The following is a 24,303-nucleotide window of genomic DNA, read 5'->3' on the forward strand; positions in this document are numbered from 1 at the left end:
TGCCTGATCATCGCGCCGAATCTGTTGGGAGTCTAACCGCTGTGAGGGGAACTTGTCAAATCAGGGGTACGACGAGGAATTGCGATCCGAACAGGAGTACATCGCGTCGCTCTACGGGCGGCTGGACGCCGAACGTACGCGGGTGAGCGAGGCGTACGACGGCGCGTTGCGGGGAGAAGGGTTCGTGCTGTCGGACCGTGAAGTCTCCGTCAGCGCGAAAGCACGGGAGATGGCCAGGCTGAAGATCGCCGACGAGGGCCTTTGTTTCGGCCGTTTGGACGCCCGTTCCGGAGAGCGGGCGTACGTCGGCCGGATCGGCCTTTTCGACGACGAGAACGATTATGAACCGTTGGTGCTGGATTGGCGGGCACCGGCGTCACGCGCGTTCTATTGCGCGACCGGCGCGTCTCCGGAAGGAATGTCGCGGCGCCGTCAATTCCGTACCCTCGGCCGCAAGGTCCTCGATTTCACCGACGAGGTCTTCGGCCGTCCGGAATCGGGGGCGGAACGGGGCGACGCCGCGCTGCTGGCGGCGGTCAACGCGCCACGCGGCGACGGGATGCGGGACATCGTCGCGACGATCCAGGCCGAGCAGGACGAGATCATCCGGCTGGAGCATCCGGGCGTGCTGGTCGTGGAGGGCGGGCCCGGCACCGGCAAGACGGCGGTGGCACTGCATCGCGTGGCGTACCTGCTGTATACGAAGCGGGAGCGCATGGAGCGCCGCGGCGTGCTGGTGGTCGGGCCGAGCAGTGGCTTCCTCGACCACATCGGCCGGGTCCTGCCGTCGCTCGGCGAGGCCAGCGCCGTCTTCGCGACGCCGGGAGACTTCGTCCACGGCCTGCACACCGAGCGGGAGGATTCGCCGCCGGTCCAGCGGCTCAAGGGCTCGCTGGCGATACTGGACGTCCTGGCGGCGGCGGTGACGGATCGGCAGGAGCTGCCTGCCGAACCGGAGCCGATCGAACTCGACGACGTCACCGTGCCACTCGACGCCGAGGTCGCGGCGGCCGCGAGACAGCGGGCCCGTGACACCGGCCTGCTGCACAACGAGGCCAAGGCCGTCTTCGAACGCGAGGTGATCGCGGCGCTCACCGAGCGGGCGGTCGACCGGATCGGCCGGGGCTGGCTGCCGGAGGACGACACGCATACGCGCCCGGAGATGCTGAAGAACATCCGGCGCGACCTCGAAGGCAACGTGGGGCTCGGCGCGGTGCTCGACCGGCTGTGGCCGGTGCTGACGCCTCAGCGGTTGCTCGCCGACCTCTACGCCTCGCCGGAGCGGCTGAAGGCGGCCGGGGCCGATCCGGCGCTGCTCCGCGAGGACGCGACGGCGTGGACGGTGCCGGACGTGCCGCTGCTCGACGAGGCCGTCGAACTCCTCGGCTGGGATCGCACCGCCGAGCGGCGCGCCAAGGAACGTCTTCAGCTGGAACAGAAGGAGTACGCGGAGCGGGTGCTGGAGCTCATCGAGGTCGAAGAGGACCACGACGATTACGAGTTCGCGCTCCGGCCGACCGACGTGCTGAAAGCGGAGGACCTGGCCGACCGCTTCGCCCAGCGCGACGAACGGGACCTGGCCGAACGTGCGGCCGCCGACCGGGAGTGGACCTACGGCCACGTCGTCGTCGACGAGGCGCAGGAACTGTCCGAAATGGACTGGCGGGTGCTGATGCGGCGTTGCCCCAGCCGGTCGTTCACCGTGGTCGGGGATCTCGCGCAGCGCCGGTCGCCGTCGGGCGCGCGGTCGTGGGACGCGATGCTGTCCCGGTACGTCGCCGACCGGTGGGTGTACCGGAAGCTGACCGTCAACTACCGGACGCCGTCGGAGATCATGGCGGTGGCTGCCTCGTTGCTCGCGAGCTTCGCGCCGGACGCCGTACCGCCGGATTCAGTACGTTCTTGTGGCGTAAGGCCATGGTCGCGTCGACTGTCCGAAGTGGACATGGAGGACGCTGTCGCGGAGTTCGTCCGCGAGGAGGCCGGGCGCGAGGGGACCTCGGTGGTCATCGGGCCGCCGGGAGTGCCGGGCGCGATCGCGCCGTCGGCGACCAAGGGGCTCGAGTACGACTCCGTCCTGGTGGTGGCGCCGGAGCGGATCCTCGCGGAAGGCCCCAGTGGCGAGGCGGAGCTGTACGTCGCGCTGACGCGGGCGACTCAGCGGCTCGGGGTCCTGTGCGCCGGCCCGCTGCCGCGGGTGCTTCGCGGGCTGGACTCGGCGCGGCGGACTCCGGACGCCTACCTGCGCTGCGTCTAGCGTCCCGTGAGTGCGATGAACGGCCCGTTACTTGCAAATCTCGCAAGTAACGGGCCGTTCATCGCACTGGGTCAGCCCATTGGGCCTGGGGCGTTATCGGGTCAAGTTACCCCAGGCATATGTCTGCTTTGCGAGCTTCAGGTACACAAAGGTCTCGGTGCTGATGACTCCCGGAATAGGCCGGATGTCATCGTTCAGCACACTCAAGAGGTGTTCGTCGTCCCGGCAAGCGACCTCGGCGAGCAGGTCATAAGTGCCGGCTGTGAGCACGACGTAATGGACGTCCGGCAATCCGGTGAGCTGGTCGGAGACCGCTCGCGGATCGCCTTGGACCTTGATCCCGACCATCGCCTGGCGGCCGAGCCCGACATTCGTCGGATCCGTGACCGCGACGATCTGCATCGTCTCGTCCCGCAGCAGTCGCTGGACGCGCTGCCGCACGGCGCCCTCCGACAGACCGACGGCCTTGGCGAGCGCCGTGAACGAGGCCCGCCCGTCGACTTGCAGCAGGGCGATCAGAGTGCGATCGGTATTGTCCAAACCTCTAGGCGTGCGCTGCTCCATCTGCGCGCGTGGTTCGTCACCCATGCCGTCCCTCCCTTTGTTTCGGCATGCGATTCTTGTCGCGCAGCGTATCGATCAATGTCCAGAATGCTACCGCCGTTAAGTTGTTTGTCGCGTTTCTCTTCCGCGAAGGCGTCGTTCGAAGGAATCTGCCGCACGGTGCCGGATGCGCCGAGGTATTCGAAACGTCCTCAGCCGAGATCGCGTTTCAGCAGGTCTTCCTCGGTTTCGCGCCGGATGAGCATGGTCGCGATACCCCTTGAGACGCCGACGACCGGCGGCCTGCCGACCAGGTTGTAGTTCGACGCGAGCGAGTGGTGATAGGCGCCGGTGCACGGCACGGCGAGCAGATCGCCGGGATGGACGTCGTCGGGGAGCGCGAGCCCGTCGGCGAGGAGGTCACCCGATTCGCAGTGCCGCCCGACCACCGTCATCGGCCGCCGGACCGCGCGGCTGCGCCTGCCGACCAGCCGCGCGGTGTACACCGCCCCGTAGAGCGCGGGACGCGCGTTGTCGCTCATCCCGCCGTCGACGGCGACGAACGTGCGCGAGCCGCGTTTCACCGCGCAGACCCGGTACACGGTGATACCGGCCGGGCCGACGATCGCGCGGCCCGGCTCGATCGTCAGCTTCGGCAGTGGGAAGCCTTGCGACGTGCATTCGTAGCCAAGTGCGACACGAAGGCGACGCACGTAGCCGTCGATGTCGAATCCGGGGTCGCCCGGCAGATAGCGGACGGCGTGCCCGCCGCCGAGGTCCAGCTCCCGCAGCGTGATGCCGTGGGTCTCGCGAAGCCGGACGAGTACGCCGATCATCTTGCGGGCGGCCAGTTCGTAGAAGTCCACCCGCGAAACCTGCGAGCCGATGTGGCAATGCAGACCGGCGAGGCGGAGACCGGGCTGGGCGAGTACGGCGGAGACGGCGCGGTCGAGGTTGTCGTGGACCTCTTCACGCAGTGAGAAGCCGAACTTCTGCCCTTCGGTCCCGGTGGTGATCGCCGCGTGCGTGCCCGCCGAGACGTCCGGTGTCACGCGGATCAGCACCTGCTGCGCGCCGGTGGCGAGCGCGCCGAGCTGCTCGATCTCGTCGAGCGAATCCACCACGATCCGGCGGACGCCGTAGGACAGCGCCGCCTTGAGGTCTTCGGGGGTCTTCGCGTTGCCGTGCAGCAGGATCCGCTCGGCCGGGAAGCCGATCGACCGGGCGACGGCGATCTCACCGGCCGAGCAGGTGTCGAGGGAAAGCCCTTCCTCGGCGACCCAGCGCAAGACCGCGCGGGTGCACAACGCCTTGCTCGCGTACGCCACCTCGGCGTCCGGCAGCGCCCGGCGATACGCGCGGGCGTTCTGCCGGACCTCGTCCTCGTCGAGCAGATACGCCGGTGTCCCGAACCTCGCGGCGAGGTGGGACACCGGCGCACCGGCGAACAGCAGTTCCCCGCCAGGGCCCAGCTCGGTGCTCCGCGGCCAGACCCCGGCTTCGAGATGGTCGGCGGCTTCACAGCCAAGGCTGGGCAGGAGCTCGCTGAGCGTCACGGTTACCTCCGCGTCGATCGGTCAGTGCTTCGCCAGCACAACTCCGATCGACCCGGCCCGGCCGCTTCGCCAACACCTCCCTGACGCGTTCCGGGGTCTCACTGACGCGTTGTTAACGCGCGAGTAACCCCGGCCACAGTGTCGACGGTGTCCGCAGGTGTCAGCGGACGCTCTCCGGGACGGTGTCGAGGGCCCGCACCATGTGCACGGCCAGGGAGAACGCCGCCTCGTTGTCGAGGGAGGTGTGTTCAGTGACGATCTTCTTCACGGTGTCGACCCGCATTTCGTAGCGGGAGGCGGGGATGGTGTCGGCGTTCATGGTGATTCCTCTATTCGGTTGTCGGTTCTGGTTTCGTGGCGCAGGTGCAGCCGCGGCTGAACCCGCCCGCGGCGGTCGCGGTGCAGAAGCGCCGGGCGATCGCGTCGTGTGCGGAAAGGGGATGCGGGCAGCTCGGGCAGCGGTCGTCGGCGGCGGGTTCGGCCACGTCACCGAGTGAGCGGGCGGCGGTCATCGCGCACCCGCCATCGCCTGGGCACGCAAGGGAGCGCCGACCTCGTGCAGATGCCGGAGCACGTACCCGTAGGACGCCGCCCAACCGCACTGCGCGTAGTCGATGCCGTGTTTCGCGCAGAACTCCCGCACGATCACCTGCGCGTGCTTGAGGTTCGGCCGCGCCATGCTCGGGAAGAGGTGATGCTCGATCTGGTAGTTGAGGCCGCCGAGCGCGAAGTCCACCACCGGCCCGCCACGCACGTTGCGGGAGGTGAGCACCTGCTTGCGGAGGAAATCGAAGGTGTGCCCGGCCGACAGCGTCGGCATGCCCTTGTGGTTCGGGGCGAACGAGCAGCCCATGTACACACCCCAAAGGCATTGGTGCACCGCGATGAAGGCGAAACCGACACCCGGCGAGAGCACCACGAACACCGCGGTCAGGTACGCCGCGACGTGCGCGAGCATCAACGCCGATTCGAGCTTCCGCCGTTTGAAGCCACGCTGCAGGATCGCCGTCACGCTCGAAACGTGCAGGTTCAGACCTTCCAGCAGCAGCATGGGAAAGAACAGGAACGCCTGGTACTTGGCCATCCAGCGCAGGAAACCACGTCGTTCGGTGCCTTGCGCCTTGGTGAAGATGAGCGCGGTGAGATTGACGTCCGGGTCCTCGTCCTCGTGGTTGGGATTGGCGTGGTGCCGGGTGTGCGTCCCGATCCACCAACCGTAGCTCAACCCGGTCAGTCCACCGTGGACGAATCCGGTGACGTCGTTCGCCTTGCGGCCGCGGAAGATCTGCTTGTGCCCGGCGTCGTGGCCGATGAAGGAGAGCTGCGTGAACATCATCGCGAAGAACGCGGCGAGGAACAGCTGCCACCAGGAATCCCCGAGATGCGCGAAAGCGACCCAACCGCCCGCGAAAGCGAGCAGGTTCAAAGCGATCTTCACCGCGTAGTAGCCGCGCCGCCGTTTGAGCAGGCCGGCGTCTTTGACCAATTTGGACAGTTCGGCGAAGTCGCTGCCCTGTTTGGACGGCGGCGCCGGTTGATCCAGCGGCGTTGCGAAGGTCATGATGGATACACCGTTCTGGTTTCGTGAGAGTGGTCAGTCCAGCAACGGGTTTCGGAACACCGAAGGGGTCTGGTTCGGCCTTGAAAGGCACTGGGCCCACAACACGCCACGGGCGCTCCGTGGTCTTCTCCCAGCGTCCCACGGGAGAGGTGTGGAAGCAATTCACCAAACCAGCACGACTTGGCGTACAGTCAAGGACATCGAGGGAAACTTCCCCCGGTTCCGTCCGGTCGAGGCTCGACCGGAGACAGGAGCACCGGCCAGACATCGATCCCGTCGCGTTCTTGGTCCCGCCGGCTTTGACCGGTGAGCAGCCGCCCGCCGCGCCGTACGGCGCGCCCCGAGGCGCCCAGAAGGATCACGCCGCGATCGTCGATAGCCACGACCTTTGACCTGTCACCGTGCTCACGCCCACCCCCGGCGGGCGTGAGCATGGTCAGGATTTCTCAGCGTTGTCAGCGAAATTTCTCAGCGTTCTTGATGTTCCTTAGTGAAGGCCCCATTTTTCGAGCAGGCCGGTGACCAATCGACGTTCGCCGTGGCGTAGTACGCGGCTCGGCGGGCGCACCTCGGGGCGGCAAAGATCCAGTTGCGCCAACGCTTCCTTGACCACACTCACGTTGTTGGCGTTCCCGTCCGCGGCCCGCATCTCCTCGAACGGACGGACGCGTTCCCAGACGTCCATGGCCCCGCGGAAGTCCCCGTCCCGCAACGAGTGGAACATCTCCAGCGAAATCGCCGGGGCGACATTCACCAGCCCCGACGTGAACCCGGTCGCCCCGACGGCGAAGTAGCCCGGCGCGGAAAGCTCCGCCAGCCCGGCGATCCAGGTGAACCGCTCCAGCCCCGCGTCCCGCGCCACCGACGCGAACCGCACCGGATCCGCGACGGCGTACTTCACGCCGATGACGTTCGGTGCCGCGTCGCCGAGCCGGGCGAGGAGCCCGCCCTCGATCCGCGCGTCACGCACGTACGGCACGACACCCAGTTCCGGCACCGCCGTCGCGATCGCGCGGTGGTACTCGACCCAGCCGTCCGCCGAGACGTACGGATGCACCGGCTGATGGATCATGATCAGCTCGGCACCGGCCTCCCGCGCGTGTCGCGCCGCGCGGATCGCCGTGGTGACGTCGTGCCCGACGCCGGCGACCACACTCGCCCGCCCGGCCGCGGCCTTGACCGTCAGTTCGAGGCAGTGCCGCGTTTCGGCCTCGTCCAGCGCGTAGAACTCGCCGGTGTTCCCGTTCGGCGTCACGACCTCGACGCCACCGGTGATCAACCGGTCCACCAGGTTCTCGTAGGTCCTCGACTCCACGGCGCCATGGGCGTCGAATGGGGTCACCGGGATGGCCACGACCCCGGACAGCCGCCGTTTCCGCTGGTCAAACGAAAAAGTCGACGCCACTGGCATGTCCGATCTGATATATGATGTGACAGGTCACGTTAGCATGGCGAGGAAATCGGGTCGGGCGTCCTGAAGGGTGCGACGTGCGGTCTGGCGTGGACCCGTCCTCTGTGGACAGCACGCGAGTCACGTGCTCAAGCACGCAAGTTACGTCCTTGAGCACGCGAGTTACGCCTTCAAGCACGCGAGTTACGCCTTCAAGCACGCGAGTTACGTCCTTGAGCACGCGAGTCACGCCTTCGCTCTGGCCGCCAACCCCGCGAACAAGCCGGTCACAGCGAGTCCAGGCACCACGCCACCTTTGCCAGACCCCTCAATAAAGCAACACTGTTGTCTAATCGCTACCGCAGTGCGTCCAGTGCGAAGGCGGCGTACATCGCGACGCCGTTGGCCATGGCGTCCTCGTCGAAGACCACCCGGTTCGAGTGGTTCGCCTCGACCGTCGCCAGATCGGCGTCGGGCGGGCAGGCGCCGAGGAACGCGAACGCGCCCGGAACACGTTGCAGGACATAGGAGAAGTCCTCCGCGCCCATCACCGGGTTCTCCATGACCTCGGCGTTGCGGGCACCGAGTACCTCGGCCGCCAGCTCCAGCACCCGCTTCGCGACCTGCGGATCGTTCACCGTCACCGGATAGCCGGAGGTGACCTCGGCACTCACGCGGACACCGTGCGCGGCACCGATCGCCTCGCACACCTTCGGCAGTTCCTCGCGCACGAACGCCAGCGTCCGCTCGGACAGCGTGCGGATCGTGCCCTCCAGGAACGCCGTCTCCGGGATGATGTTCGTCGTGGTCCCGGTCTCGATGCGGGTGACGGAGACCACCGCCGGTTCGAACACGCTGACCTTGCGGGTCACCATCGTCTGCAGTGCGCCGACCATCGCGGCCGCCGCGGGCACCGGGTCGATCGCCTGGTGTGGCGCCGAGCCGTGGCCGCCCCGGCCGGTGACCTTCACGTGGAAACTGTTCGCCGACGCCATGATCGGCCCCGGCCGCGTCTGCACGACGCCGGACTCGACCTGGGTGAAGATATGCAGGCCGAAAGCCTTTTCGACGCGTTCGCCCGCAGCGTCGAGCACACCTTCGTGGATCATGTGGCGCGCGCCGTGCTCGCCTTCCTCACCGGGCTGGAACATGAACACGATCGACCCGGCCAGTTCGCCGGCGTGCTCGCTGAGCAGCCGCGCCGCCGACGCCAGCATCGCGACGTGGGTGTCGTGCCCGCACGCGTGCATCGCGCCGTCGTCGTCGGAGGCGAAGTCGAGGCCGGTGTCCTCCCGCAGGGGCAGCGCGTCCATGTCGCCGCGGAGCAGGATGGCCGGACCCGGCTTCCCACCCCGCAGGACGGCGGTCAGCGAGGTGGTCGTCTTGCCCTCGGTGATCTCCAGCGGCAGGCCTTCGAGGGCGGCTTTGATCGAGGCCTGGGTTTTCGGCAGATGGAGGCCGATCTCCGGATTCCGGTGGATCTCCCGGCGGAGCTGTACGGTTTTCGCTTGGAGTGCGCGGGCTTCGTCCAGCAAACCAGCGAAGCGCGCATCGGGGAGCGTGGGCAGGTCGGTCGGTCCGGTCATGTCTCGATAGTGGCGCATGAGGCGCTTCGGGCGCACCGTGCGTGCGTTCCGAACATGGGCGGAATACGGTGTGCGCATGGCGGTGCAAGAGCCGATCACGGGGTTCGCGGTGGCCGTGGTGCGGGAGGACGGTCGATGGCGGTGCAGTTCCCTTGATCCAGGGGCACTCGCCGAGCTCGACGCTGCGATCACGGAGCTCGGAAAACTACGTTCGACCGGTGCCGCGTTCGGTCTGCTGGCGATCGACGACGAGTTCTTCGTGATCGTCCGGCCGAGTCCGAGAGGCCCGTCGCTGCTGTTGTCCGACGCCGCCGCGGCGCTCGACTACGACATCGCCGCCGACGTCCTCGACGTGCTGAGAGTCGACCCGCCGGACGAGGACGACGACGCGGTCTGGCCGGAAGGCGACCTCGAGATACTGGCCGACCTCGGGCTGCCGGGGGCCGAACTCGAAGTGATCGTCGGCGAGGTCGACCTCTATCCCGACGAACAACTCCAGATGGTCGCCCAGCGGTGTGGTTTCGCCGCCGAGTTCACGAAGCTCCTGGACGAGATCTGAGCCCCTCCGCCGCTTCCGCCGACATCGCCGCCGTCCGTGCGGCGATCGAAGCGGCGCGGGGTGCGGGTGACGACGTCCCGATCGGCGCCGTCGTCCTGTCACCGGACGGGACTCCGCTGGCCTCCGCGCGCAATGCTCGCGAAGAGCTCGGAGACCCGACAGCGCACGCGGAGATCCTCGCGCTGCGTGCCGCGTCCAAGATCTACGGCGACGGCTGGCGGCTCGAAGGGTGCACGCTCGCGGTCACGCTGGAGCCGTGCACGATGTGCGCCGGCGCGCTGGTGATGGCCCGGGTCGCGAAGCTCGTGTTCGGCGCCTGGGAGCCGAAGACGGGTGCCGTGGGGTCGCTGTGGGACGTCGTCCGCGACCGGCGGCTCAGCCACCGCGCGGAGGTCGTCGGCGGAGTACTGGAGACCGAGTGCGCGGCCCTGCTCGAAGACTTCTTCCACGGGCGACGGGGTAACCGCACCGGGTGACAGATGTGTCACGCCGCGGTCACCGGGTATTCCCAGGAAGGGTGGCCACACACGGTGGCCGCCAGGCTAAGGAGGAACGTCCGCCATGAGCGTTTTCGACAAGGCGAAGGACAAGGCCGAGCAGGCCATCGGCACCGCCAAGGAGAAGCTCGGCGAGAAGTCCGGCAACGAAGATCTGGCGAACTCGGGCCGGGCCGACCAGACCAAGGGCGAAGCCAAGGAAGCCGGGCACGATCTGCGGGATCGCGCCGAGGGTGCCGTGCAGGGCCTCAAGGACAAGTACAACAAGTAGGCGACAAGCAGAAGAGCCGGTCTCCTTGTGGAGACCGGCTCTTCGTTGCGGTGGCGGTGGGATTTGAACCCACGGACGGTTATTAGCCGTCACACGATTTCGAGTCGTGCTCCTTCGGCCGCTCGGACACGCCACCGCCGAGAACAATACCGGAGGGCCTTCACGGACCTTCAGGGGGTCAAGAAGTCTGCGTGGTGATCTCGTCGATCGCCGCCATCTGGTTCTCGACGATCTCCTGTGCCAGCGCCTTCGTCTCGGCGTGCTCGCCGGAAGACAGCACGGTCTTGGCCATCGCGACGCCGTTGCGCAGGTGTTCGGCCATCAGCGGAAGCCACGTCTTGTCGAACTCGGCGCCGGTCAGGTTCTGCAACGAAGCGACCTGCCCGGCCGTGATCATCCCGGGCATCGCATGCCCGGCGTGACCCGCCGCGGGGAGCACGGCGGCGTTCCAGGACTGAAGCCAGCCGGTCATCGTCTGTACCTCGGCCGACTCGGCCTCGACGATCTTGGCCGCGGTCGCCTTCACGTATTCGGACGCGGATCGTTCCGAAGCCAGGTTCGCGACCTGGATCGACTGCTGGTGATGCGGGACCATCTGCTGGGAGAATGTGATGTCGGCCTGGTTGGCACCCGGGGTGCCCGGCGCCGCCGGTGCCGCACCCGTGGCCGTCGAACAGCCCGCGAGTACCCAGACGACCAGCCCGAACAGTGCCATCGGCAGTCGCCGTCGCATCGATACCTCCGTAGTCATGGGGAACGGGTCCCTCCGCCTTGTGATACGGCTGTGACCTTCCGCCGGTTCAAAAACGGATTAGCCTCGGTGGACATGACGGATCCGAAGACCGTGGTGACCGGTTTCCTTCAGGCCCTCGAAGAGCTCGACATCGACCGGGCGCTGAGTTTCGTGGCGATCGACATCGTCTACCAGAACGTCCCGCTTCCCCCGGCCCGCGGCCTCGCGGCGGTGGAGAAGCAATTGCGCACCCTGGCCCGCTACGGCAGCGGATTCGAGGCACGCACACACCACATCGCCGCCGACGGGCCGATCGTGCTCACCGAACGCACCGACGTCCTGCGCCGCGGTTCGTGGGAGGCGGAGTTCTGGGTGTGCGGCACGTTCGAGGTACGTGACGGCCGCATCGTGCTGTGGCGCGACTACTTCGACTGGACGACGTTCCTGGCCGCGAGCGCGAAGGGCGCGGGCAAGGCGGCCGTCGCCGGGGCGAAGGCGCTCGTCGGCAAGTACCGGGCGAAGCAGGAACTGGAGCGCTGAGCCTGCGCCGCCCGCGGTGAGGCAGCGGGCCGGGTCTCGTGAGTGATTTGGGTCGTTAGAACGACCCAAATCACTCACGACCTCCCCCGCTCACCCTCCCCGGTGAGCGTCAGAACGACCGATCGCCGAGGTCGGCCTCCCGCAGGACGGCGTCGAGCCGCGCCCCGCCGAAGTGGGCCACTGGACGTCCGCCGCGTTTCCGGTCGCGTAGATCGGTGGCCAAGGCGATGCCCAGCAGCAGAACGAGTGCCGTACCTGCGATGAGCCAGCCCATCGGACACCTCCTCCGGCGACGTGAGGGAGGTTGTGGCCTCGCTCACGTCGCAAAGGTAACTCCGGAAATGCGCGGTTGTACCCGGACTTGAGGTTCATTTAAGGCAGTGGAACACCAATGGGCTATTTGCGCGGCGTTCCCACTACATAAATGTCACCGTCGGCCACGGAGACGTCACGCGCACTGGACGCGCCGGTCGCGAGAATGCGCGCGGGATCCCGGAATCCGCTGATGACCTCGACGCGCTGGACCGGCTTTGGTGTGGTGATCACGGTTTCCGGCTTCCACAAGCGTCCGTTTTCGAGCAAGAACGTTTCGATGTTCGGTTGTCCGTCGCGGGTGCCGTAAACGCGCCAAGTGCCGCCATTGAGCGGTTCGATCTCACGCAATCGGAGTCCGTTCGCGACTTCGCGGATCTCCCAGTTCCGGCCGTTCCACGCGCCCGCGAAATCGCGCGGGGAGCCGGCCGCGTCGAACTGGAACCAGGTGACGAACGGTTTTCCGTCGCGCTGCGTGCCGACCTGCAGGATGTAATCCGGCGATTTCAGTCCGCCGGGGAGTTCGAGCGGCGTCTCGGCGACCTTGAGGTAGCGCTCCTGCTCGGCGTCGTCGACCTGCGTGCCGAGGTCGCGGCCCGCCGCGGAGAAGAAGCGCAGGGTCCGGACGTCGAAGGACAGGTAGTAGACGTTCCGGTGATAGACGTCGTGCTTGTGCTGCGTCGGCCCGCCACCCGCCAGCGTGTAGACGAACTGGATCCGCCCGGACGCGGGCAGATACCGCAGCTGCCCGACGTAGATCTCGTCCATGTGGTCGGCCCGCCCCAGCGAACCGAACGCCCAAGGCTTCCCGGTCAGCTGTACCGAGTTCTTCCACGTCTTCCCGTTGTCGCGGGAGACGAGGTACTTCATCGGGCGGAAGTCGCTGTTCGCCGCCGGATCGAGCTCGTTGGTCGTCTCGCGGTAGAACAGGAACAGCGTGCCGTCGACGGTCTTGACCGGCATCGGGTAGCTCGCCGAGTCACCTGCGGCGACCTCGGTGGCGGTCCACGTCCCGTCCAGTGAATGGGCCAGCGGCGCGCGGCTGATCACCGTGCGTGTGTTGTGCATACCGCGGAAGATCAGCAGGTGACCGTCGCCGGCGAGCAGCATCGTCGGGTAGTTGTGCGGATCGGACTCGCCGTCGGCGATCTTCTTCGGCGGGGTCCAGGTGCCTGCTCGGTGGTCGTAGGCCTGGACGTAGCTGTCGGCGGCCTTGCCTGACCACGAGATGAAGGTCTTGCGTGCGACCGGGTCGTAGACCCCGCCCGCGTTCGGCCGCCGGTCGGTACGGGACGCGACCGTGCTCGCCGGGGTCATCACCTCGAACGTGGCTTTCTCCGGTGGTTTGGTCACCGCCGCGGACGCCGGGGTCACGAGACCGGCTGCGAGAAGAGGGATGAGCGCGTAAAGAAGTCCGCGCATGAAAACGCCTCCTGGTGCGTAGCAGGCGGCGGATCTTGATCCTCTCACGTAAGGACACGGCAAAACCAGCCCTGAAATCGACGAAAGCATGACTCCAACCGGTCTAGCGGTCACGAATCGTTGTCTTGTCGTCTTCCTCATTTCACTTGTTCGGGGGAGTATTCCTCGACCGATCTTGCGAAGAGGGGACTCAGCGTGACCACATCCCGACGTGCTGCCAGGAGGCGCGCCCTGACCGTGGCCGTCACCTCCGGCCTGGTCGTGAGCGGTGCTGCCAGCACAGCCGCTCCGGCCGCGCTCGCCGCGCCCAGCGCCGACGCCGTGATCGCCGAGATCTACGGCGGTGGCGGCAATGCGGGCGCCACGCTGACGAACGACTTCGTCGAACTCGCCAACCGCGGTGCGGCCGCCGTGAGCCTCGACGGCTTCAGCGTGCAGTACGCCCCCTCGTCGGGGAACAGCTGGCAGGTCACGCCGCTGACCGGCAGTGTCGCGCCGGGCGCGCGATACCTCATCGCGCAGGCGAAGGGTGCGGGTGGCACCGTCGCCCTGCCGACGCCGGACGCCACCGGCGTGATCCCGCTGTCCGCGACCGCCGGCACCATCGCCCTTGTCCAGGGCACGACGGCGCTCACCTGCAAGACCGCCGCCGACTGCGCGGCCGACGCGCGGATCAAGGACCTGGCAGGCTTCGGCGGCGCCACCATACGCGAGGGCTCCGCCGCGGCCGCGCCGTCCAACACCGCGTCCGTCGCCAGGTCCGCGACGCTGGCGGACACCGACGACAACGCCGCCGACTTCACCTCCGGCGCGCCAACCCCGACCAACGGCAAGGGTGAGACGCCGGGTGACACCGGGCCGCCGCCGGTGGCCGCCAAGATCCACGACATCCAGGGCACCACACGGATCTCGCCGTTGAAGGACCAGAAGGTCGCCGGGGTCACCGGTGTCGTCACCGCGATCCGCTCCTTCGGTTCGGCACGCGGGTTCTGGATCACCGACACCGCACCCGACGCCGACCCGCGCACGAGCGAGGGGCTGTTCGTCTTCACCGGTTCGGCCACGCCCGCCGTGGCCGTCGGTGATGCGGTGACCGCCTCCGGCACCGTCCGCGAGTTCTACCCGGACTCACCCGCGACCTCGCCGTACCAGTCGCTCACCGAGCTGACGAGTGCACAGTGGACGGTCGGCTCCAGCGGCGATCCCCTGCCCGCGGCGACGGTCGTCACGCCGGACTCGGTCCCGGACACCGTCGCTCCCGCGCCGGGTGGCAGCATCGAGCCGCTTCCGCTGGAGCCCGCGAAGTACTCGCTGGACTTCTGGGAGACGCACGAAAGCGAGATCGTCAGCGTCTCCGACGCGCGCGTCGTCGGTCCGACGTCGTCGTTCAACGAGCTTTACGTGACCACCAAGCCGAAGCAGAACCCGAGCGTGCGTGGCGGCGCGGTGTACCTGGACTACGACCGGCTCAACACCGGCGTCCTCAAGGTCGCCTCACTGATCCCGTTCGCCGAGGTGCCGTTCCCGAAGGTCAACACCGGCGACGTGCTCACCAGCGAGACCTCCGGTCCGGTCGAGTACAGCAATTTCGGCGGCTACACGCTGTTCGCGACGAAGCTGGGTGCGACCAAGGACAACGGGCTGCGGCGCGAGAGCACCCGTGAGCAGCGCAGTGGTGAACTGTCGGTGGCGACCTACAACGTCGAGAATCTGTCCGCTTTGGACAGTGCGGAGAAGTTCGGCGAGCTGGCCAAGGCCATTGCCACCAACCTGGCGAAGCCGGACATCCTGAACCTGGAAGAGATCCAGGACAACAACGGGCCCACGAACGACGGCACCGTCGTCGCGGACCAGACGCTGCGGAAGTTCGTCGACGCGATTGTCACCGCCGGTGGCCCGCGCTACGAATGGCGTCAGATCGACCCGGAGAACGGCAAGGACGGCGGGCAGCCGGGTGGCAACATCCGCGTCGGCTTCCTGTTCAACCCGGCCCGTGTGTCCTTTGTGGATCGTCCGGGTGGCACCGCGACCACCCCGGTCGACGTGGTCAAGGAACGTGGCAAGACTCGGCTGACCGTCTCGCCCGGCCGGGTCGATCCCGCGAACGAAGCGTGGGAGGCCAGCCGCAAGCCGCTCGTCGGCGAGTTCGTCTTCCAGGGCCGCACCGTGTTCGTCATCGCGAACCACTTCAACTCCAAGGGCGGTGACCAGCCGACCCACGGCCGAAACCAGCCGCCGGTCCGGAGCTCCGAAGTGCAGCGGGCCAAACAGGCGACCGTGCTCCGCGGCTTCATCGACAAGGTGCTCGCGTCGGACAAGAACGCGAACATCGTGGTGGCAGGCGACCTGAACGACTACCCGTTCTCGCCGGCGGTGAAGACACTGACCGCCGGTGGCGCGCTGAAGGACCTCATCGCGTCGCTGCCGGAAAACGAGCGCTACAGCTACGTTTTCGAAGGTCAGTCGCAGGTGCTGGACCACATTCTGGCGTCACGGGCGCCGCGCGGGACCGACTACGACGTCGTGCACCTGAACGCGGAGTTCGCGCGGCAGGCGAGTGACCACGACCCGCAGGTGCTGCGGTTCCGGCCGAGCGCGGGCAACGCCGTCCAGGACGCGATCTACGACCTGGCGGACTACCTGGAGAAGATCCTCGGCCCGTACCTGCCGAAGCCGTGACCGCCGCCGGATCACGCGTGTTCCGCCTTCAAGCACGCGTGTTCCGCCTTCAGGCACGTGAGTTCCGCCTTCAGGCACGAGTGCCCTCCGTTGAGCACACGTGCTTGGGGACGGATCATGCGTGCTTGGAGGCGTGACTCGCGTGCTTGAAGGCGGAACTCGCGTGCTTAAAGGCGTGACTCGCGTGCTTGGGGGCGTAACTTGCGTGGTCAGGGGCGTTTCGCGCGCCATCCCAGGGAAAGGACGGCCTGTACGAGTTCCTGGTAGCTCGGCTTGACCTCTTCCAGGTACCGCTCCAGGTACCCGGCGCGTGCGGTCGGCACGGGTTGCGGCTCTTCGTCGTCCGGCAGCCAGGTGAGGGCTTCGACGTTGTGCTGAGCCATCTTCCACCATCGCGAAGCCCGGTCGACGGCGCGTTGTTCGCGCTCGGCGGCGTCCGCGACGGCCTGGTGTGCCTCGGCGAGGCGTGCCTCCAGTTCGTCCGCGCGGCCGATCTCCCAGTCGCGGAGGTTTTCCGCCGAGGCACGTGCGAGGCCGACGATCTCCTTGTACCGCATGGCCGCGGTGATGCCGTCATCCATCGAGAAGCCCTTCCGGACGCTGGAACGGGATGATCACCTCTGGGGCGCCGTGGGTGGTGCGGTCGAAGAACAACGCGCGACCCGGCCGCGGCGACCAGTGCACGACCTGCCCGGCGGCGAACGGTGACAGTTCGTTGCCTTGGACGTCCAGTGCGGCCCAGGTCCCGATGTCGTCGGTGCCCGCGAAACCGAGTGTGTCCTTCAGCCGCGCGACGCTGCGCCACCAGCCGATGGTGTGGACACCGTGTGTCGGACCTTGCTTCAGCAGTACCCGCAGTTGATCCAGACCACTCTTCAGCTGTCCCGGCGCCTTGGCTTCCAGTGAAGGAATCGAAGCGTCGACGCCGTACAGCAGCAACACCTTCGGGCTGTCCAAAGAGGACAGGTTCGCCGCGATATCGATTACCCGGCCGGGCAGGTCGTCCACCAGTGACGCCTTGTGGCCCTCCGCTTCCAAGCGCGTGGCCAACTCGGACACCGCCGGGAAGGACGCTTCGATGGGGCACGAGAGCACGAATTCCACCGAACCAAGCGCATGCTGCTTCGCCAGCGACCGGGCGGCCGAGTCCATGATGGACAGTGCCTCCGCCGTCGCGGCGCCCAGTACGGCGATGTTCCGCCCCGGCGATTTCGGCAGGTCGACACCGCAGGCGGCCTCGTCGACGTCGATGGACTGACCCAGCAGTGCCCGCGGTTTCTTCGTCGGCTTCAAATCGTTAAACGCCGGGAATCGTTCCAGTACCGGCGAATGTGCCCCGTCGAACAGCCGCGGCCGCTTGAACGCCTCCGAGTATCGCTCCCACAACCGGTGCTGAAGCTTGACGAAGACGTCCTTGCTGCTCGCGTCCGGTACGTGGGCGAGCTGGTTCCCATGCGCGACACCGGAATCGTGGTTGATCACCGCGTGCCACTTCGGCGCCGACACCGCCGCGTTGTTGGTCTCGGACAGCACACGCCGCGCCTTCGGCATCGCGATCCGCAGGGTGCACTGCTCGAATACCGCCGGTTTACCCCAGAACGCCTCGATCCCGGCGACGTCCTGGCTCGCCAGCACCAGGTGGATGCCCTGCGAACGGCCTCGCCGCGCGATGTCCTCCAGCAGCTGGGTCGCCGCCGCCGTCACGCCGTCACGGCCGGCGAACAGGTACTGGAATTCGTCGATCACCGCCACGATCCGGGGCCAGTGTCCGCCGGGGTCCTGCTCACGCAGATCCGCGAGATTGGTGACCTCGTGCTGTTTCGCCGCCGCCGAGCGGCGCCGCAGTTCGTCGGCGAGGAACCGCAACAGTGCCAGGCCGAACTCGCGGTCGGTGTTGACGTTGACGCCGATCAGCTTGGCGTGCGGCAGCCAGCTGGCGTCCCGCCGCCCTGGCGCGAGCCCGGCGAACGACACGCCTTCCTTGAAGTCCAGCAGGTACAGCGCGAGCTCGTCCGGCGAGTACCGCGCCGCGAGACTTCCCAGCAGCGAGTACAGGAAGTTCGTCTTACCCGAACCACTCGGCCCGCCGATGAGCACATGCGGGCTGGCGTCGCCGATGACGACCTCCACCGGCTCGCCCTCGAAGAATCCGACCGGTGCCCGCAGTTCGCGTGCCGAGCTCTCCTTGCCGACCTCCGTCGGCAGGAGGTCGGCGAACGAGCGGGGGCCGCCCTGTTTGGCGATCAGTGCCTCGGCGATCCGCCCGGCTGCCCGGATGACCTGCCCGGACGGCATGGGCGGATCGAGATCGACGACCAGATCCGTGCCGGTCATGCTGCTGATGGCGTGGCGGTCGTCGAGCAGGCTCAGCGTCTCCACCGACGTCGAAAGCGTGGTCGGCACGTCGATCATGATCAGGCAGATCCCGGCGGCCAGCGCCCCGGTGGCGACGCGTTTCAGCTCGCGCGCGCGTTCCGGTTCGAGTGTTTCCCCGTTGCCGTAGAGCACCGCGACGCGGAACGGTTCGACGCGCTGGCCGCTCGCCTGCCGGATCTCCCGCAAGGACGTGTGGCCCGCCTGCATCCCGGTCGCGTGGATGCGGCGGATATGGCCGGCCAGCTCGTCGAGGAGGTCCTCCAGCCTGCCGGGGTCGTACAGCGTGAGCGCGCTCGTGCGGCTCAGCGGGTAGAGGTCGGGCAGGATCGCGGTCAGCTGCCCGACGTCCCACAGGTGGACGCGTACCGCGCCCGGCTCGAACGTGCTCAGCACCCGCATCAGCAGGTTCTGCACGAGGGCGTCCACCGCGGCGCGGGTCTTCGGCGCCGACGTGATGGACAGATGCGATTCGTCGAGCAGGGGCACGGCGACGTCGAACGTGCGCGCGACGTCCTTGCCCGGCACGGTCGCCGAGCCGACGCGCCACAGCCCCGGCGCGGTGATGCCGGGATTGCCGCCGACCCGGCCGAGCCAGTTGCCCGGCTGCCGGCCCGCCGGACCCGGCGCGTTGTTCGCGACGAGGTCGCGCAGCGCGTTCGGCCCCGCTTCCCAGTCCGCGTAGAACTGGCCCCGCACGCTGCCGAGCCGGCCGAACACCTCGCCGGCCGCGGGATGCCGCGACCATTCGGCGTGCTGGTCGGCGGTGGAGTTGTTCATCCCCACCCGGACTATGTGCTGTTCCAGTTCCAGTTTGGCCAGCTCCGCCTCGGCGGCCTGGCGAGCGCCTGCCGCGGCGCCGAGGACGAGCCCGATCTGGTGCCGGACCCGTTCCAGGGCCGTGACGACGCGATTGCGTTGTTCACTGGCTTTGCTGCCCATACCGGCGCCAATCTAGAGGCGGGATTGGTAACCACTGACCAGGTCGTCAGCGGCTGAAAGGCGCGTCAGGAGGTTCTCTATCCCCTCATCGGCCTGCGCCAGCTGCGGCGGCACCCAAGGGACGGCTTGAGCCTGTGGATCCACGATGGCGCGCCGGGCCTCTTCGAGCAGGCTTCTGGCCTGCTCGGTGTGCGCGCGTCCGTCGGCGAGGCCGGTTTGGACGGCCGTGAGCAGCTGGTGCAGTTCCTCGAGGTACACGGTCTACAGACGGGTCGAGTACGACTCGGCTGACGAAATGCCCGCCTGGATGGTGCTTTGCATGCCGGTGATGCCCTGCAGGGCCTCGGCGAGAAGCCCGTGTGCCTGGCTCACCTCGTGCTGGTTGCTGCCCTGGGTGGCCTGGGAAAGCGAAAGCTGGGCTTCTTCGAGAGACTGCGCTGCCTGCTGAAGTGCGTGAATGCTCGCGGATGCCTTCTCGTTCGCGAGCGCGATACCAGCGCGGATCTCTTCGACTCCGGCCATTTTGGCGGACTCCTTGGGACGTCGGGGGCTGGAACGACCACCATTAAACTTAGCGTGATCAACTGACTCTGTTAAGTGAAGGTCCGGCTAAGTAATCAACAAGGCCCCGGACGTCGGAACGTCCGGGGCCTTGCTGACGGCGGAGGATACAGGATTCGAACCTGCGAGGGCGTGAACCCAACACGCTTTCCAAGCGTGCGCCTTAGGCCGCTCGGCCAATCCTCCGTGGGGAACTTTACCGGATGCCCTTCCGTCCCTTCGAAGGCGGGTCTGACCTGGGTTTCTCCGACTGAAGGCCTCAGTGCCGTGCGGGCGCGAGGACGTCGGCGACGACGCAGGTGATGTTGTCCGGTCCGCCGCCCTCGTTGGCCAGGTGGATCAGCCTCGGGACGGTCTCGGCGGGATCTTGGAAGGCGCCGAGGACGTCTTTGATAACGGTTTCGACAACCGTTGCCGTTAACCCATCCGAGCACAGCAGAAGACGGTCCCCAGGGGCCGCGTCGAAGGCCCAGATGTCCGCTTCGCCGCTGCCGGTGCTCAGGAGTGCCTTCATGAGCAGGGAGCCGCGAGGGTGCCCTTCGACCTCTGACTCGTCGATGCGCCCGTCGTCCGCGAGGGCTTGCGCGAGGGTGTGATCGCGCGTGAAGCGCTGAAGCGTGCCGTCGCGCAGGAGGTATCCGCGAGAGTCGCCGATATGCGCGGCGGCGAACTGCGAGCCGTCGAACAGGAGCGCCGTCAGGGTGGTGCCCATGCCGCGTGTCTCCGGTTCGCGTTCGGCCGTCGCGATCAGTCGTTCGTCGATCGAGCGGACACCGCCGGAAAGGATCTCGATCAGGTCGACGTCCGCGAGGTCGAAGCCGCGGAGGTCCGCGTCGAGCCGGGACAGGACGCCGACCGCTTCGGCGCTCGCCACTTCGCCGTGCGGCTGGCCGCCGATGCCGTCGGCGACCGCCAGCAGCCTGGCGCTGGTGTAGACCGAGTCCTGGTTGACCTGACGGCGTCGCCCGACGTCCGAGCCGGCGGCGTACCGAAGGGTGTACGTCATGGGACCCAGTAAAGCAGCTGTGTACTGAGTTCACAAACAGAGGGCTGGAATAGTCAGCTGTCGGTTACGATGCGGTGATGGAGGAGCCAGCCACCGTCAGCGCGGCGGACATCGCGCGTATCGCCGCCGTCGGCCGCGCCGCCGTGAGCAACTGGCGTCGACGTTACGGGGATTTCCCGGCGCCCGTCGGCGGCACCGCGTCGAGCCCCCTCTTTTCGCTGCCCGAAGTCGAGAGCTGGCTGCGTGAGCGCGGGAAGCCGTTCGAGGTCTCGCTGGGTGACCGCATCTGGCAGCGGCTGCGGAACCTCGGCGAAGACCTGTCGCTGGGCCTGCGGGTCGGCCGTATGGGCGGGTTCCTGTTGCGGCGTGGATCCGAGGACCGGGGCTTCTCCGATCGCTACGACGATCCCGAGCTGATCGGGCTGCTGGACCGGTTCGCCGACGAGCGTGGGCCGCGCGAGGCGTTCGAGTTCCTGTGTGAGCGCTACGTCGAGGCACACTCCCGTCAGCTGTCCGTCACGCCGGAACCGGTGGCCGCGTTGATGGCCCGGCTCATCGGGCCCGATCCGGGCGTCGTGCTCGACCCCGCCTGCGGGCTCGGGACACTGCTGCTCGCCGTCGGCGGAACCCGCTTGCTCGGCCAGACCTCCGATCCGGCCGGCTCGTGCATTGCCGCGCACCGGCTGCTGCTCTCGGGTGCGGAGATGGAGATGTACGGCGCGGACGCGTTGCCGATGGACTCCTTCGAAGGACTGCTCGCGGACGTCGTCGTCTGCGATCCGCCGTTCAACGAACGGGAATGGGGGCACGACGAACTCGTCGGCGACCCACGCTGGGAGTACGGCCAGCCGCCGCGTGGTGAACCGGAACTCGCCTGGGTGCAGCACTGCCTCGCACACGTCAAACCCGGCGGGCTGGTCGCGATCCTCATGCCGCTCGCCGCCGCCGGACGGCGGACCGGCCGCCGGATCCGCGGGAACCTGTTGCGGGCCGGTGCTTTGCGCGCGATCGTGACGGTCGGCGGTTCGGACCTCTGGTTGCTGCGGCGGCCGGAGCCCGGCGAGCGGCCGCCGTCCCGGCTGCTCCTGCTGGCCGATCCGTCCACTGTGGAGGAACAGTGGGCGGAACATCTGCGGGGTGTCGAGGTGCCGGGTGCGGTCCGGATCATCGACCTGCTCGACGAGGAGATCGACCTTTCCCCGGCAAGGCATCAATCGCGGGACGAACATGCCGGTGAGGCCTTCCTCGAAGTACGCGAACAGTTCGAGGGCATCGATCTGAAGGTGCCGTCGCTGGCGGTGTCCGACGAGAAACCCGCGTTCACCACGATCGGCGAGTTGCTGAAGTCCGGTGTGCTCACCGTGCCGGACGAGGTCGCGGAAGGTGACGTCGTCGCGTCACCGTCGGTTCCGGCGTATGTCCACAGTGGAGAGACCGTCGCCGTCGAGCCGCCGATGTCGAAGTACCGCGTCGATCCCGAACGGATGGACGCCGCGTTCCTCGCCGGTTGCCTGCGTGCGGCCGGGCAGATCGCGCCGACGTCGTCGACCAGGATCGACCTCAAGCGCACCCGGATCCCTCGGTATTCAATCGAGACGCAGCGTGCCCGCGGGGAGGCGTTCACCCGGCTCGCGGCGTTCGAAGACGCCTTGCGCGAGGCGGCGGAATCGGGCCTGGAGCTGGTGCGGCTAGGGTTGGCGGGGCTTACTGAAGGACAGTTGATCCCGGAGATCTGAGAGCTGCGGGAAGCGGAGCTTCTCCAGTGAGGGTGGCGGTGGGGGACGAGATGCTGATCGCGGACCGTTACGAACTCGCCGAGCTGCCGCTCGGGCGGGGTGGGATGGGTGCGGTCTACGCGGGCCACGACCGGCATCTCGGCCGCCGTGTGGCGGTGAAGTTCCTCGGGCTCCCCGGCGGTCCGGACGCCGAACTCGAACAGCGGTTCATCCGCGAGGCGCGGATCCTCGCCACCCTCGAACACGCGGGCGCGCCGACGTTGTACGACTTCGGCACCTATGACGAGCGGTTGTACCAGGTCATGCAGTTCATCGAGGGCGTGACCGTCGCCGATCTCGCCGCCGAACACGGACCGCTGCCGGTGCCGTTGGCGGCCGCGATCGCGGCGCAGGCGTGCGCTGTCCTCTCCGCCGCCCACGCGCTTTCCATCTGTCACCGCGATCTCAAGCCGACCAACCTGATGCTGTGCCCCGACGGCAGTGTGAAGGTGCTCGATTTCGGGCTCGCGATGCTGCGTGAGACCGACGTCGCGCAGTTCACCCGTGCCGGGCAGATCCTCGGCACCCCCGCGTACATGGCGCCGGAGCAGATCCAGCGCGGGATCGCGGGGCCGCGCAGCGATCTGTACGCGCTCGGTTGCGTCCTGCACGAAATGCTGACCGGCAGGCAGTTGTTCACCGGGCCGACGGCATACGCGGTGTTCGAGAAGCAGGTCAAGGAGAATCCGGCCCCAGTGGACGGTGTCCCTGGTGGACTGAACATCCTGCTCATGGATTTGCTGGAGAAGGATCCGGAACGGCGTCCCGCGGACGCGAACGAACTCTTCGAGCGGTTGGACGTGTTCGCGCGGGACCTGCCGCCGCTGCCCGGGTATCTGGACGAAGGCGCCAATCCGGGCAGGATGTACGCGAGGGTCGTCGGCCGGGTAAGCTGATTTCCGCAGGTCAGTGGCCCTGAGATGGGATCGTGACCTTTCGGTCAACAACCCCGGACGGGTGAGTTCCGTCTTTATCCATGTCGGACGGACTACGGACAATCGGGGGTAAGGGTCGTGAAGAAGTTCCTGGTGGGGGTGACCGCACTGGCCACGGCGCTGGTGTTGACGGCGTGTTCCGGCGGTGCCGGCGGCAGTGCGCCCGGGGGCGGCGCCGTCGCACAGGGTGACCCGGCGGCCGGGACCATCCCGACGACGTCTTCGGCGCCGAGCACTTCCTCGGAGTCGCCGACGCCGACACCTACACCTACGCCGAGCAGCAGCAGCGCCAAGCCGACATCGTCGTCGCCGAAGCCCAAGCCGACACCCAAGCCCACTCCGAAACCGGCACCCAAGCCTGCCGCGAACGCCGCCGACGTGCCGTGCAAGGCCGCGCTGGCCTCGCCGGGCGTGAGCGCGTGCGTCGACCTCTCCTCGCTGAAGACGTGGCTGCTGCAGGACGGCAAGGTCATCTACGGTCCCGTCAAGCAGCTGCCCGGTAAGAAGGGCCACGTGACGCCGACCGGTGTCTTCCACGTTTCGGCCAAGGTCAAGAACTACCACTCGAAGGAATTCGACGCGCCGATGCCGAACTCGGTGTTCTTCCTGCCGGGTATCGCCTTCCACACCGGCAGCCTTTCGGTGTACTCGCACGGCTGCATCCACCTGTCGGCGGCGGCTTCGCAGAAGTACTTCACGACACTGCAGAGCGGCGACGTGGTGCAGGTCGTGGCCTGACACCTTCCCAGAGTGTCATGAGGGGTCCCCATAGGACGAAATTCGTGATCGGAAGAGCGTCGAGTAC

24 protein-coding genes and 2 tRNA genes are annotated in these 24,303 nt (G+C 67.6%); 9 read left to right on the forward strand and 17 right to left on the reverse strand.

Features of this window, described 5'->3' with window-relative positions; all coding sequences use genetic code 11:
• Window positions 1–52: 52 nt before the first annotated feature.
• Window positions 53–2,257 (forward strand): RNA polymerase recycling motor ATPase HelR, encoded by a 2,205-nt coding sequence (gene helR, locus AB0M65_RS23940; RefSeq protein WP_364031394.1) that lies wholly within the window; start codon window positions 53–55, stop codon window positions 2,255–2,257.
• Window positions 2,258–2,350: 93 nt separating this feature from the next.
• On the opposite strand, the gene AB0M65_RS23945 is transcribed toward helR, so the two are convergent.
• The 7 genes from AB0M65_RS23945 to AB0M65_RS23975 all read right to left on the reverse strand — a co-directional run bounded on the left by AB0M65_RS23945 (window position 2,351) and on the right by AB0M65_RS23975 (window position 8,893).
• The gene (locus AB0M65_RS23945; RefSeq protein ID WP_181775220.1) at window positions 2,351–2,845 is read right to left on the reverse strand and encodes an Lrp/AsnC family transcriptional regulator; all 495 of its coding nucleotides are present in this window, start codon (window positions 2,843–2,845) and stop codon (window positions 2,351–2,353) included.
• A 167-nt stretch (window positions 2,846–3,012) separates the two neighbouring features.
• Window positions 3,013–4,356 carry a diaminopimelate decarboxylase gene (gene lysA, locus AB0M65_RS23950; protein WP_364031398.1) on the reverse strand — a complete coding sequence of 448 codons (1,344 nt, stop codon included), beginning with the start codon at window positions 4,354–4,356 and terminating at the stop codon, window positions 3,013–3,015.
• Between the two features lie 160 nt (window positions 4,357–4,516).
• Window positions 4,517–4,675, reverse strand: a complete 159-nt coding sequence (locus AB0M65_RS23955) for a DUF6307 family protein (RefSeq protein WP_364031401.1) — start codon at window positions 4,673–4,675, stop codon at window positions 4,517–4,519.
• A 10-nt stretch (window positions 4,676–4,685) separates the two neighbouring features.
• Window positions 4,686–4,868: an RGCVC family protein gene (locus AB0M65_RS23960; RefSeq protein WP_364031404.1), complete on the reverse strand. Its 183-nt coding sequence runs from the start codon at window positions 4,866–4,868 to the stop codon at window positions 4,686–4,688.
• Window positions 4,865–5,917, reverse strand: coding sequence for an acyl-CoA desaturase (locus tag AB0M65_RS23965; RefSeq protein WP_364031407.1), 1,053 nt, complete (start codon window positions 5,915–5,917; stop codon window positions 4,865–4,867). The genes AB0M65_RS23960 and AB0M65_RS23965 overlap by 4 nt, the downstream gene beginning before the upstream one ends.
• A gap of 487 nt (window positions 5,918–6,404) precedes the next feature.
• Window positions 6,405–7,328 (reverse strand): dihydrodipicolinate synthase family protein, encoded by a 924-nt coding sequence (locus AB0M65_RS23970; protein WP_364031410.1) that lies wholly within the window; start codon window positions 7,326–7,328, stop codon window positions 6,405–6,407.
• Window positions 7,329–7,663: 335 nt separating this feature from the next.
• Window positions 7,664–8,893: a M20 family metallopeptidase gene (locus AB0M65_RS23975; protein WP_364031413.1), complete on the reverse strand. Its 1,230-nt coding sequence runs from the start codon at window positions 8,891–8,893 to the stop codon at window positions 7,664–7,666.
• 76 nt (window positions 8,894–8,969) lie between these two features.
• Here AB0M65_RS23975 and AB0M65_RS23980 point away from each other — a divergent pair, with 76 nt between their 5' ends.
• The 3 genes from AB0M65_RS23980 to AB0M65_RS23990 all read left to right on the forward strand — a co-directional run bounded on the left by AB0M65_RS23980 (window position 8,970) and on the right by AB0M65_RS23990 (window position 10,220).
• Window positions 8,970–9,452, forward strand: coding sequence for a tRNA adenosine deaminase-associated protein (locus AB0M65_RS23980; protein WP_364031416.1), 483 nt, complete (start codon window positions 8,970–8,972; stop codon window positions 9,450–9,452).
• A 23-nt stretch (window positions 9,453–9,475) separates the two neighbouring features.
• Entirely contained in the window at window positions 9,476–9,928 is a 453-nt protein-coding gene (locus AB0M65_RS23985) for a nucleoside deaminase (protein WP_364031461.1), read from the forward strand.
• 85 nt (window positions 9,929–10,013) lie between these two features.
• Window positions 10,014–10,220, forward strand: a complete 207-nt coding sequence (locus tag AB0M65_RS23990; RefSeq protein WP_364031419.1) for a CsbD family protein — start codon at window positions 10,014–10,016, stop codon at window positions 10,218–10,220.
• Between the two features lie 48 nt (window positions 10,221–10,268).
• Here the strand turns inward: AB0M65_RS23990 and AB0M65_RS23995 are convergent.
• Window positions 10,269–10,356 (reverse strand) — tRNA-Ser (locus AB0M65_RS23995).
• A 42-nt stretch (window positions 10,357–10,398) separates the two neighbouring features.
• Complete coding sequence (locus tag AB0M65_RS24000) at window positions 10,399–10,953, reverse strand: DUF305 domain-containing protein (protein ID WP_364031422.1); 555 nt, start codon at window positions 10,951–10,953, stop codon at window positions 10,399–10,401.
• Window positions 10,954–11,046: 93 nt separating this feature from the next.
• Between AB0M65_RS24000 and AB0M65_RS24005 the strand changes: the two genes are divergently transcribed.
• Window positions 11,047–11,493, forward strand: a complete 447-nt coding sequence (locus AB0M65_RS24005) for a limonene-1,2-epoxide hydrolase family protein (RefSeq protein WP_364031425.1) — start codon at window positions 11,047–11,049, stop codon at window positions 11,491–11,493.
• Between the two features lie 109 nt (window positions 11,494–11,602).
• On the opposite strand, the gene AB0M65_RS24010 is transcribed toward AB0M65_RS24005, so the two are convergent.
• Both AB0M65_RS24010 and AB0M65_RS24015 read right to left on the reverse strand, forming a co-directional pair.
• A complete protein-coding gene (locus AB0M65_RS24010; RefSeq protein WP_364031428.1) occupies window positions 11,603–11,767 on the reverse strand; it encodes a hypothetical protein in 165 nt (54 codons plus the stop codon).
• 122 nt (window positions 11,768–11,889) lie between these two features.
• Entirely contained in the window at window positions 11,890–13,227 is a 1,338-nt protein-coding gene (locus tag AB0M65_RS24015; RefSeq protein ID WP_364031431.1) for a BNR-4 repeat-containing protein, read from the reverse strand.
• A 195-nt stretch (window positions 13,228–13,422) separates the two neighbouring features.
• Between AB0M65_RS24015 and AB0M65_RS24020 the strand changes: the two genes are divergently transcribed.
• A complete protein-coding gene (locus tag AB0M65_RS24020) occupies window positions 13,423–15,906 on the forward strand; it encodes an endonuclease/exonuclease/phosphatase family protein (RefSeq protein WP_364031434.1) in 2,484 nt (827 codons plus the stop codon).
• Between the two features lie 209 nt (window positions 15,907–16,115).
• Here AB0M65_RS24020 and AB0M65_RS24025 read toward each other — a convergent pair whose 3' ends face one another.
• The 6 genes from AB0M65_RS24025 to AB0M65_RS24050 form a co-directional block, all read right to left on the reverse strand.
• Entirely contained in the window at window positions 16,116–16,487 is a 372-nt protein-coding gene (locus AB0M65_RS24025; protein ID WP_364031437.1) for a hypothetical protein, read from the reverse strand.
• Window positions 16,480–19,221, reverse strand: coding sequence for an FtsK/SpoIIIE domain-containing protein (locus AB0M65_RS24030; RefSeq protein WP_364031440.1), 2,742 nt, complete (start codon window positions 19,219–19,221; stop codon window positions 16,480–16,482). Before AB0M65_RS24030 ends, AB0M65_RS24025 begins: the two co-directional genes overlap by 8 nt.
• A 12-nt stretch (window positions 19,222–19,233) precedes the next feature.
• Window positions 19,234–19,479, reverse strand: a complete 246-nt coding sequence (locus tag AB0M65_RS24035; protein ID WP_364031443.1) for a hypothetical protein — start codon at window positions 19,477–19,479, stop codon at window positions 19,234–19,236.
• 3 nt (window positions 19,480–19,482) lie between these two features.
• Complete coding sequence (locus tag AB0M65_RS24040; protein ID WP_364031446.1) at window positions 19,483–19,743, reverse strand: hypothetical protein; 261 nt, start codon at window positions 19,741–19,743, stop codon at window positions 19,483–19,485.
• A gap of 140 nt (window positions 19,744–19,883) precedes the next feature.
• A tRNA-Ser gene (locus AB0M65_RS24045) sits at window positions 19,884–19,968 on the reverse strand.
• Between the two features lie 73 nt (window positions 19,969–20,041).
• The gene (locus AB0M65_RS24050) at window positions 20,042–20,788 is read right to left on the reverse strand and encodes a protein phosphatase 2C domain-containing protein (protein ID WP_364031449.1); all 747 of its coding nucleotides are present in this window, start codon (window positions 20,786–20,788) and stop codon (window positions 20,042–20,044) included.
• A gap of 77 nt (window positions 20,789–20,865) precedes the next feature.
• Here AB0M65_RS24050 and AB0M65_RS24055 point away from each other — a divergent pair, with 77 nt between their 5' ends.
• The 3 genes from AB0M65_RS24055 to AB0M65_RS24065 all read left to right on the forward strand — a co-directional run bounded on the left by AB0M65_RS24055 (window position 20,866) and on the right by AB0M65_RS24065 (window position 24,236).
• Entirely contained in the window at window positions 20,866–22,524 is a 1,659-nt protein-coding gene (locus AB0M65_RS24055; RefSeq protein WP_364031452.1) for an N-6 DNA methylase, read from the forward strand.
• A 50-nt stretch (window positions 22,525–22,574) separates the two neighbouring features.
• The gene (locus AB0M65_RS24060) at window positions 22,575–23,459 is read left to right on the forward strand and encodes a serine/threonine-protein kinase (RefSeq protein WP_364031464.1); all 885 of its coding nucleotides are present in this window, start codon (window positions 22,575–22,577) and stop codon (window positions 23,457–23,459) included.
• 117 nt (window positions 23,460–23,576) lie between these two features.
• Window positions 23,577–24,236, forward strand: a complete 660-nt coding sequence (locus AB0M65_RS24065) for a L,D-transpeptidase (RefSeq protein ID WP_364031455.1) — start codon at window positions 23,577–23,579, stop codon at window positions 24,234–24,236.
• Window positions 24,237–24,303: the final 67 nt, after the last annotated feature.

This window comes from Amycolatopsis sp. NPDC051071 (genome assembly GCF_040682875.1).
Lineage (GTDB): Bacteria > Actinomycetota > Actinomycetes > Mycobacteriales > Pseudonocardiaceae > Amycolatopsis.